Here is an 8,574-nt window from a genome sequence, read left to right on the forward strand (position 1 = left end):
GTCCCGCACCCCCTGGCCCGGCCCCTGTTGGGCATGCTCTTCAAGTACCGCATCGCCAACTTCCCGCCCCCGGAGCTGGACCACATCCAGTTCCTGTGCGCCGTGGACGGCAGCCGCTGGGTGCAGGACGTGGCCTGGAAGCCCCACTACTCCATGCGGGAAACCATCCGCGCGGTGCAGGCCGAGTAGGGAAGGAAAGTCCGAGGGTTCCCTGACACGGTTGTCGTGCATGGCACGACGCCGGAGGCTGGACCCTCTGACAGGAGTGTCAGCACCCCGACGGCCTGCCCCCCTCATTGTCGGGCGGCCGCGAGTGCAAGCCCTTGAATCTCCAATGCAGGGCCCCGCACGCCACCCCCGGTGCGCGGAGTGGCATCGCCATTGCTCTAGGTTCCGGCGTCACCGCGCGGCGACGCGGGCCTGAACAACACCGTCGCCCCGCTCACATGTCAGGGCGCTCCATTGGGGAGCTCCCGACGCCCATCGACTCGGCCGGCCCCGAGCCGATGGGCGGATTCTTGTAGGGCACTCCATTGGGGAGTTCCCGACGCCCATCGACTCGGCCGGCCCCGAGCCGATGGGCGGATTCTTGTAGGGCGCTCCATTGGGGAGCTCCCGGCGCCCACCGCCTCGGCCGGCCCCGAGTCGGTGGGCGGTTTCTTTTCAGGGCAGCGCGCCCTTCAGCTCGTCCACGAAGGGCCCCGCGTCCTGCCGCTCCAGGAGCCACACGCCGTCCCGGAAGACGAACTCCGAGACGACGACGGCGGTGTTCTCCGAGGCGGACGGCAGGCGCATCCACTGGATGCGGCTCTGCACCGTGGCGTGCGCCCCGTCCTCGGCCAGCCGCACCTCCTCGATTTCGTAGTCGGTGATGGAGAGGTCCCGCTCGTCATGGAGCTCGACGCGGGCGCGCGAGAACGCCGCGCGGCGCTCCGGGACGAGGAGGCGGGAGGCGCTCCGGAAATCCTTCCACCGGATGAGCTGGTGGAACTTGTCCACGGTGGGCTTGAGTTCTTCCAGGTCGGATTTCTTGGATACGGTTGCGCATCCCGACAGGGCGAGCGCGAGAAACAGGGCAGGCAGGCGATTCACAGGGGGAACGGTAGCATCCGGTGGCCGCCCGGGACGAGAGCACGGTGGTATGGTCCCGCTCCCCCGCCCGAGCACCGGAGTCGCAAGCCCACATGGCCAAGTCGATGGTGGAGCGTTACGAGCAGCTCCTCCGGCAGGACCCCACATCTTCCGTCTTCGTCGAACTGGCCAAGGCCCTGCTGGAAAAGGGGGACGCGGCACGCGCCATCGAGGTGTGTGAACAGGGCATCTCCCACCATCCGTCCTCGACGGTGGGACGCGTGCTCTGGGGCAAGGCGCTCATCCACCTGGGCCGCCCCGCGGAGGCGATGGAGCAGTTCGACAGGGCCATCGCCATCGAGAAGGACAACCCCTACGCCTACAACCTGATTGGCGAGGTGTTGCTCCAGCGCGGGCTGTACCGCTCGGCGCTGCCGCTGTTGCGAAAGGCGGTGGCACTGCAACCCAATGACGGCCGCGTGAAGCTGTGGCTGGAGCAGGCCCAGCAGGCGCTGGCCGGTGGACCGGCTCCCGTCTTCGCCGACCTGATGGGGCTGGAGAAGACCGCGCAGTCGTCGGAAGGGGAGTCCGACGCGGAAGCGAAGGTCGAGAGCGACGACGCCGAGCCCGCGCCCGTGACCGCGTCTCCGATGGCGGCCGCGAGGCTCCGGGCCGCCGCGCTCGGAGATACCGCGAAGGCCGCGACGGCTTCGGGTCCCGGGGCCGCGAGGAACGCGGGCGCCCGTGCCGCCGCTGACCTGGCGAGCGCCGCGGCGGCGGGTGGGCGCGCGAGCGTGGGGGACGTCCCCGCTCGCGAGGGCGACGCGGATTCGGCGGGGGGCGTGAGTGCCTCCGGCTCCACCGCTGACGCTGGAACCTCCGAGGACACGGCGGCGGGCACCGGGGGCGCTCGCACCCGCTCGGGTGAGCATCCTGCCGCGTCCGCGGCGGGGTCTTCGCTGGGGCTGATTGACCGGCCCGTGCCGGTGCTGGTGCCCTCGCTCGGTTCCGAGCTGCCGAGCCTGGACCTGTCGTTGTCGGATGAGGATGACGCTCCTCGGCCGTCGGGCTCGGAGCCTGAGTCTGGCGCGCGGACGGGAGAGGGCAACGAGCCCCCGCCCCAGGATTCGCTGGGAGCTGCCTCCGACACGGCGGGGGCTTCTGAAGACCCGACGTCCACGGGCGAAGGGGAGGCGGGGACCGCGCCTGCCGACTCCGACGACGACGTGCTGCTGCGCTCCAGCGAGTTCACCACCGCGAAGCCGGTGATTCCCGCCGCGTCCGCCGACTCCGACGACGACGTGCTGCTGCGCTCCAGCGAGTTCACCACCGCGAAGCCGGTGATTCCCGCCGCTTCGGGAGGACTCCTCGGAGATCTGCCTCCGCCGGATCCCACCGCGCAGAATCCCGTGGTCGCTCGCGCACAGCCCGCGACGCGGGGCTCGGGCTCCAAGCGCTCGTTGCTCGACGACCTGCCGGAGGCCTCCGAGGCCGCTGGGAGCGCCGCGAAACCCAAGGCGGGTCAGCCCAAGCAGGACACCGAAGCGCTCACCGCCGCCTACGAGAAGGAGCTGCGCCAGAAGCTGGTGCGCGAGGCGGCGAAGACGTCCTTCCTCAAGCGCAACGGCGTGAAGGTCGCCGGAGTGACGGCGCTGGCGATGGTGCTCATCACCATCGTCGTCGGCTTCCTCCGGATTCGCGCGGCCACCGGTGGCCAGACGCTGAACGAGGCGCTGGCCCGGGCCGAGGACCTCATCACCCAGGACACGCGCGCCTCGCTGGATGGGGCGTTGCAGCAACTGGGTCGCGCCCTGGAGATGGACGAGGGCAGCAGCCGCGCCTGGGCCCTCACGGCCTGGACGCATGCGCTCCTCTTCTCGGACCACGGCATGTCTCCGGAGGACCGCCTCAAGGCGCTGGAGGCGCTGGAGAAGCCGGGCGTGAAGGAGGCCGCGCCGGGACTGGTGCTCACCACCAATGTCCTCGTGGCGGATGACCGGGGACGGGAGCCGGCGCGCCGCGCGCTGCTCACCGCGATGGACGAGAGCACCGAGGCCCAGGCGCTCGCGGCGAGCATCCTCCTGGCGTCGAAGGACGAGAAGAAGGCGCTGGAGCGGTTCGACCGCGCGCTGCGAACCTCGCCCGCCAACGTGCGGGCCCTGGTGGCGCTGGGCGGCTACTACCTGGCGTCGGAGGACTTCCCGCACGCCATCGAGATGTTCGAGAAGGCGCGCACCAAGTCTCCCAAGCACCCCGTGGCGCGCATCGGTCAGGCGGAGGCCCGGCTCGCGCTGGAGCAGGAGCTGGACGCCTCGCTCGCGGATGTGGCGCCGCTCGCGGAGGACAAGGCGCTGCCGGCGGACCTCAAGTCGCGCCAGCAGTTGGTGCACGGCCGGTTGTTGTCCGCCGTGGGCAAGCACGACGAGGCGCGCACGTTGCTCGGGAAGGGCACGCAGGGGGCACTGGCCTTCGACTTCCAGCTCGCGCTGGGGGCCGCCAGTCGCGCCGCGGGGAAGCTGGATGCGGCGCAGGCCGCGTACGAGGCGGCCCTGAAGCTGCAACCCAAGAGCGACGAGGCCCGTGAGGGGTTGGGCCGCACGCTGCTGGACAGGGACCGCGAGCGCGACGTGCTGACGCGCCTGGAGGCCGACAGTGGCCGCAAGGTGTCCCTGGTGCGAGGCGCGGCGTACGCGCGGCTCGGGGATTGGAAGCGCGCCCGGGCGGAGCTCGCGCGCACGCGGGTGAACGAGCGCTACCCTCCGGAGGCGGTGTCGCTCCTGGCCCTGGCGGATGCGGCGGAGGGCAACGCGCCCCAGGCCCGCGAGCTGCTCGAGAAGGCGCTGGCCGCCTCCAAGCGCCCGCGTAACGACATGCGACTGGCGCTGGGGCAGGTGTACTGGCGTGAGCGCGCCTTCGACAAGGCGCAGGCCCAGTTCGAGGAGGCGCAGAAGGACCCGCGCGACTACGAGGCCTCCTGCTCGCTGGGGCGGCTGCTCCTGTCTCGTGGCCTGCCGGACATGGCCCTCAAGCCGTTGACGCAGGCGGTGGAGCGCAACGGCGCGCACGGCGAGTCGCGCGACGCGCTGGGCCGCACGCTGCTGGCGATGGGGCGCACTCCGGAGGCCCTCAAGCAGTTCGAGGCCTGGCAGTTGGACAACCCCGGCAGCGCCGCCGCGCACAAGGGCTTCGCGCTGGCCCTCTTCCACGCCGGACGCCGCAAGGAGGCGGAAGGGGCCGCGGGTCGCTCGGCGAAGCTGGCGCCCGACGACGCGGAGGCGCACCGGCTGCGCGCGGCCATCCTGTTCGCCTCGGGTGACGCGAAGAGTGGCTTCTCCGCCCTGGAGCGCGCCAACAAGCTGGACCCGAAGGACCCGGACACCTTCTGCGAGATTGCCCACGCCTTCCTGCGGCAGGGCAACGTCGACAACGCGGACGCGGCCTTCGCGGCGGCTCGGCGCGAGGGGTCTGACGCCACCTGTGGCCGGGTGGGCGAACTCTACGTGCAGCTCCCCGGCGGAGGCCGAGGGGCGGCGCGGACGCTGGAGGACCTGGCCTCGCGCGCGCCCACCGTCTGGGACAAGGCCTTCGCCCAGGCCGCCATGGCCCGCGTGCTGTTGGGGGCCGGCGTATTGAAGGACGCGCGGGCGGCGGCGGAGGAGGCGGTGCGGCTGGCGCCGTTCCAGGGCCGCTCTCACCTGGCGCTGGGGTTGGTGGCCCTGAAGCAGCGGCAGGAGGCCGTGGCGAAGGCGTCGCTGCTGAAGGCCGTGGAGCTGGAGCCCACGGACGGCCCGGCGTACCTGGCCCTGGCGGATGTGCTGGTGCGCGAGTCGGCGGAGCTGAATCGGGCGGTGGAGTCCTACGAAGCCTTTCTCCGGCTGGCGGGTGGCAGCGAGGAGGCGGGGCGCGTAAAGAAGGCGCTGCCGTCCCTCAAGAAGAAAGCGGCTCGCTAGCGTGCGCCACCCTCCCTCTGGCCCCGGGCCCGAGTCCCCGCTGCTGCGCATCATGTGGGGCAACGCCTTCCTGCTGTCGGCGCTCTACCTGCTGGTGGGCGTCGTGGTGGAGGGCGCCCTGCGCCTGTTCCCCTCGAAGTTCCTCCAGCGCCTGTCGTTGTCGTTGGACTCGCTGCCGGCGCGTGCGCTGGAGCTGGTCGGCGCCATGGAGCCGCTGCGTACGGCCTTCTTCAACGGCCGCATTCCCGAGTACGGGGTGCGCCTCATTTTTGGACTCACCACGGTGGCGGTCATCTTCCTGCTCGCCCTGGTGGTCGGCACCGTCATGGGCAGCCTGCGCTACCTCATCGCCCGAGGGATGCGCCGAGGCGGAGGCAACGGCCCGTAGCCTCTTCCGTCGCGAAGACGGGGGGCACCGGCCGCGGGGCTCTTCGTCAGTTCGTACCCAGGGCCCGCCGGACGCGCGGCTTGCGTGGCGCCGCCAGGGGGGCTGCCTGGGGCTCATGCCCCGCGGCGCGCGCCATCAGGCAGATTTCGACGACCTTGGGGCCGAAGCGCTCCCAGCGACTCTCTCCCGTGCCCTTCACCGTGAGGAAGGCCTCCCGGTCGATGGGAAGCGTCGCCGCCAGCCCGAGCAGCGTGGCGTCGTTGAAGATGATGAAGGGCGCGACGCCCAGGTCCTTCGACAGCTCCTTGCGCCAGCGACGCAGCTCCGTGGAGGCCAGCTCGCTGTAGTTCAGCACCGGCTGCGCCGAGGCCGACGTGCGGCCTCGGGACGCGGTCGGCCCGCTCGAGAGCAGCACGGGCATCTTCGCGGGCGTGCACACGTCGCAGTTGCCGCAGGAGGTCTCCACGTCCTGCTGACCGAAGTAGTGGAGGACGGCGCGCCGCCGGCAGCGCTGCTCCCGGTCCGCGTAGGCGTAGTCCGTCATCCGCCGCAAGAGCTGGAGGTTCTGCCGCTCCTGCTCCCGGACGTGGCTCAGGTCCATGCCCAGCTCGCGGAAGGGCAGCCGCGCCAGCGCTCGGATGGAGCGACCGGAGAAGGGCCGCCGCACATTCACCACGCCCGACTTCTCCAGCAGACCCAGCGCGTGGCGCGCCTCGTCCACCGACAGACCGACGCGCCGCGCGAGGATGGTCAGCTCCGTGGTGACCTGCCGCCCGAGGGGAAACGTCTCCAGCAGGGACTTCAACAGCCGCTGCGCGTCCGCCGCATGCGGGTGCGCGGCCTGGGCCTTCTCCGTCAGCGTCAGCCCGTGCTCGCCCTCACCCCGTCCCCCGCGCTCCAGCTTCCCGGCGCGCTCGAAGATGCGCAGCGCCGCGGAGACCTCGAACTCACTGGCGTTCACCATCCCCGCCAGCACGTGCACGCCCCGCTCGAACTCCTCCACCGACTGGAGCACGCCCCACACGTCCGCGAGCACCGTCTCCGACGGGTGGCTGCCCTGGATGAGCCGCTCCTGGGTGTACACGTCCGAGTGGTTGAACAGCAGCACCGCGCGCGCGTCGCCGCCGTCCCGGCCCGCTCGGCCGATCTCCTGGTAGTACGCCTCCACCGCCCTGGGGATGTTGGCGTGCGCGACGAAGCGGATGTCCGACTTGTCGATGCCCATGCCGAACGCATTGGTGGCCACCGCCACCGCGTCCTTCGTGGACATGAAGGTGTCCTGCGCCCGCCTCCGCGCGTCGTCCTCCATGCCCGCGTGGTACAGCACCGCCTTCAGGCCCCGGCCATGCAGCTCCGCGAAGATGCCGTCCGCCGCGCGGCGCGTGGAGCAGTAGATGATGCCGCTGCCTCCCAGCGCCGCCAGCCGCGCGCAGGCCTCGTGACGGTCCGTGTCTCCGCCGACTTCCTGCTTGCCCAGGAACAGGTTGGGCCGGTCGAACCCCATGGCGAACTCGCGGGGCTCCTTCATCAGCAGCACCCGGACGATGTCCGCGCGCACTTCCGGCGTCGCCGTCGCAGTGAGCGCCACGGTGCGCGGTGGGCGCAGCTTCTTGCGCACCTGGCCGAGCTGCGCGTACTCCGGCCGGAAGTCGTGCCCCCACTGGGAGATGCAGTGCGCCTCATCCACGGCGAGCAGGTCCACGCCCACGTCGAGGACCGTCTGGACGAAGCTCGCGCTCCGGAAGCGCTCGGGCGCCACGTACAAGAGCTTGTACTCGCCCGCGCGCAGCCGGCGCATCCGCTCCGCCCGCTCCAGGTCCGACAGCGAGGAGTTGATGAACGTGGCGCTGATGCCGCGCGCGGTGAGCTGCTCCACCTGGTCCTTCATCAGCGCGATGAGCGGCGACACCACCAGCGTCAGCCCCGGCAGCAGCGTGGCCGGGAGCTGGTAGCACAGGCTCTTGCCCGCGCCCGTGGGCATCACCACCACGGTGTTGCGCCCGCTCAGCACGGTGGAGATGACCTCCGCCTGCCCGGGACGAAACTGCGTCAGTCCGAAGTGGCGCACCAGGCCCTGCTGAGCTTCCTCGAAGTAGGGCAGGGCCAACGGCATCGCTCGCATGTTCACCATCCTGGCCCGGCCGTCAACGGAAACGGCGCCTCGCCGCCCCTCACAGCTCGAGCCCCGGCGGCACGGGGACAGCCAGGCGGGCCCTCCTCAGCGCCACCTCCAGCACGCGCAGCGCTGTCGCGTCCGGCTCCCGTCGCCCATCCACCACCACGTCCCCTTCACGGGCGTCCGCTGGCAGCTCCACGCGCTCCACCGTGCAGGCCCGCCCGGTCTCCAGCCGCACCACCTGTGCCCGCGTGTCCTCCAGCAGCTCCACCTGCACCATCCCCACAAGACACCCCGCCATCACCCATCTCCTCCCGCCACGTTCCATTCCCGTTTCGACTCCCACTCCCCGTCCGGGAGCAGTCCCCGCTCCAGCATCGACACGAAGGCACCGTCTCCCACCACCAGATGGTCCAGCACCTTGAGGTTGAGCAGCTTCGCCCCCGCAACGAGGTGCCGCGTCAGCCCCACGTCCTGGATGCTGGGCTCCGGGTCCCCCGAAGGGTGGTTGTGCGCCAGGACGATGGCCGTCGCGCGGGAGACGAGCGCCGCGGCGAACACCTCCCGGGGGTCCACCGGGCACGTGTTCAGCGTGCCCTCCGCCACCCGCGCGTCATGCACCAGCACGTTGCGCGCGTTGAAGCACAGCACGTGGAAGACCTCCCGCCGCAGCGCGCCCAGCGCGGGCGTCAGGTACGCGTGAATCTCCCGGGGCGTGCGCAGCTTGGGACGCCGCTCCGGTGAACGCTGGGCGCGACGGCCCAGCTCCAGCGCCGCGAGCACCTGCGCGGCCCTCCGAGGCCCCAGGCCCGGCACCCCTCGGAGCTCCACAGGCTCCGCCTGCAAAAGCGCCTTGAGTCCTCCGCATCGCTTCAGCAGCGCCCCGGCCGCCTCCAGCCCGCCGCGCGAGCGCGGTGCCAGACCCCACGTGACACACAGAAGCTCCGAGTCGGTGAGAGCCTGTGCCCCCAACCGGAAGAGCCGCTCCCGGGACTGCTCCATGCCCCCGGGCGCGAGCGCCCCCACCGACTCCTCGCCCACCACTTCAC

6 protein-coding genes and 1 pseudogene are annotated in these 8,574 nt (G+C 71.5%); 3 read left to right on the forward strand and 4 right to left on the reverse strand.

Annotated elements, in window-relative coordinates; all coding sequences use genetic code 11:
• Positions 1–189 (forward strand): annotated as a pseudogene (locus tag HR086_RS41745) (NAD-dependent epimerase); the annotation flags it as partial.
• A 474-nt stretch (positions 190–663) separates the two neighbouring features.
• Here the strand turns inward: HR086_RS41745 and HR086_RS41750 are convergent.
• On the reverse strand, positions 664–1,092 hold the full coding sequence (locus HR086_RS41750; protein ID WP_174458533.1) for a hypothetical protein: 429 nt from the start codon (positions 1,090–1,092) through the stop codon (positions 664–666).
• Positions 1,093–1,184: 92 nt separating this feature from the next.
• Between HR086_RS41750 and HR086_RS41755 the strand changes: the two genes are divergently transcribed.
• Positions 1,185–5,021: a tetratricopeptide repeat protein gene (locus tag HR086_RS41755; RefSeq protein WP_174468405.1), complete on the forward strand. Its 3,837-nt coding sequence runs from the start codon at positions 1,185–1,187 to the stop codon at positions 5,019–5,021.
• Positions 5,022–5,073: 52 nt separating this feature from the next.
• Positions 5,074–5,409 carry a hypothetical protein gene (locus HR086_RS41760; RefSeq protein WP_141648995.1) on the forward strand — a complete coding sequence of 112 codons (336 nt, stop codon included), beginning with the start codon at positions 5,074–5,076 and terminating at the stop codon, positions 5,407–5,409.
• A gap of 46 nt (positions 5,410–5,455) precedes the next feature.
• Here the strand turns inward: HR086_RS41760 and HR086_RS41765 are convergent, their stop codons facing one another.
• Genes HR086_RS41765 through radC form a run of 3 tightly spaced genes read right to left on the reverse strand, consistent with a single transcriptional unit; the run spans position 5,456 to position 8,569 of the window.
• The gene (locus HR086_RS41765) at positions 5,456–7,540 is read right to left on the reverse strand and encodes an ATP-dependent DNA helicase RecQ (protein ID WP_174468406.1); all 2,085 of its coding nucleotides are present in this window, start codon (positions 7,538–7,540) and stop codon (positions 5,456–5,458) included.
• A 40-nt stretch (positions 7,541–7,580) separates the two neighbouring features.
• Positions 7,581–7,826, reverse strand: a complete 246-nt coding sequence (locus tag HR086_RS41770) for a DUF3006 domain-containing protein (RefSeq protein ID WP_141648994.1) — start codon at positions 7,824–7,826, stop codon at positions 7,581–7,583.
• A complete protein-coding gene (gene radC, locus HR086_RS41775; protein WP_373564422.1) occupies positions 7,826–8,569 on the reverse strand; it encodes a DNA repair protein RadC in 744 nt (247 codons plus the stop codon). Before radC ends, HR086_RS41770 begins: the two co-directional genes overlap by 1 nt.
• Positions 8,570–8,574: the final 5 nt, after the last annotated feature.

Origin of the sequence: Myxococcus sp. CA039A, from assembly GCF_013336645.1 — a bacterium.
GTDB classification, from domain to species: domain Bacteria; phylum Myxococcota; class Myxococcia; order Myxococcales; family Myxococcaceae; genus Myxococcus; species Myxococcus llanfairpwllgwyngyllgogerychwyrndrobwllllantysiliogogogochensis.

What these genes read in the sequence shown, in the direction of transcription:
- HR086_RS41755 (WP_174468405.1), top strand. Translation starts at nt 1,185, where the DNA reads ATGGCCAAGTCGATGGTGGAGCGTTACGAGCAGCTCCTCCGGCAGGAC.
- HR086_RS41770 (WP_141648994.1), bottom strand. Translation starts at nt 7,826, where the DNA reads ATGGCGGGGTGTCTTGTGGGGATGGTGCAGGTGGAGCTGCTGGAGGAC.
- HR086_RS41760 (WP_141648995.1), top strand. Translation starts at nt 5,074, where the DNA reads ATGTGGGGCAACGCCTTCCTGCTGTCGGCGCTCTACCTGCTGGTGGGC.
- HR086_RS41765 (WP_174468406.1), bottom strand. Translation starts at nt 7,540, where the DNA reads ATGGTGAACATGCGAGCGATGCCGTTGGCCCTGCCCTACTTCGAGGAA.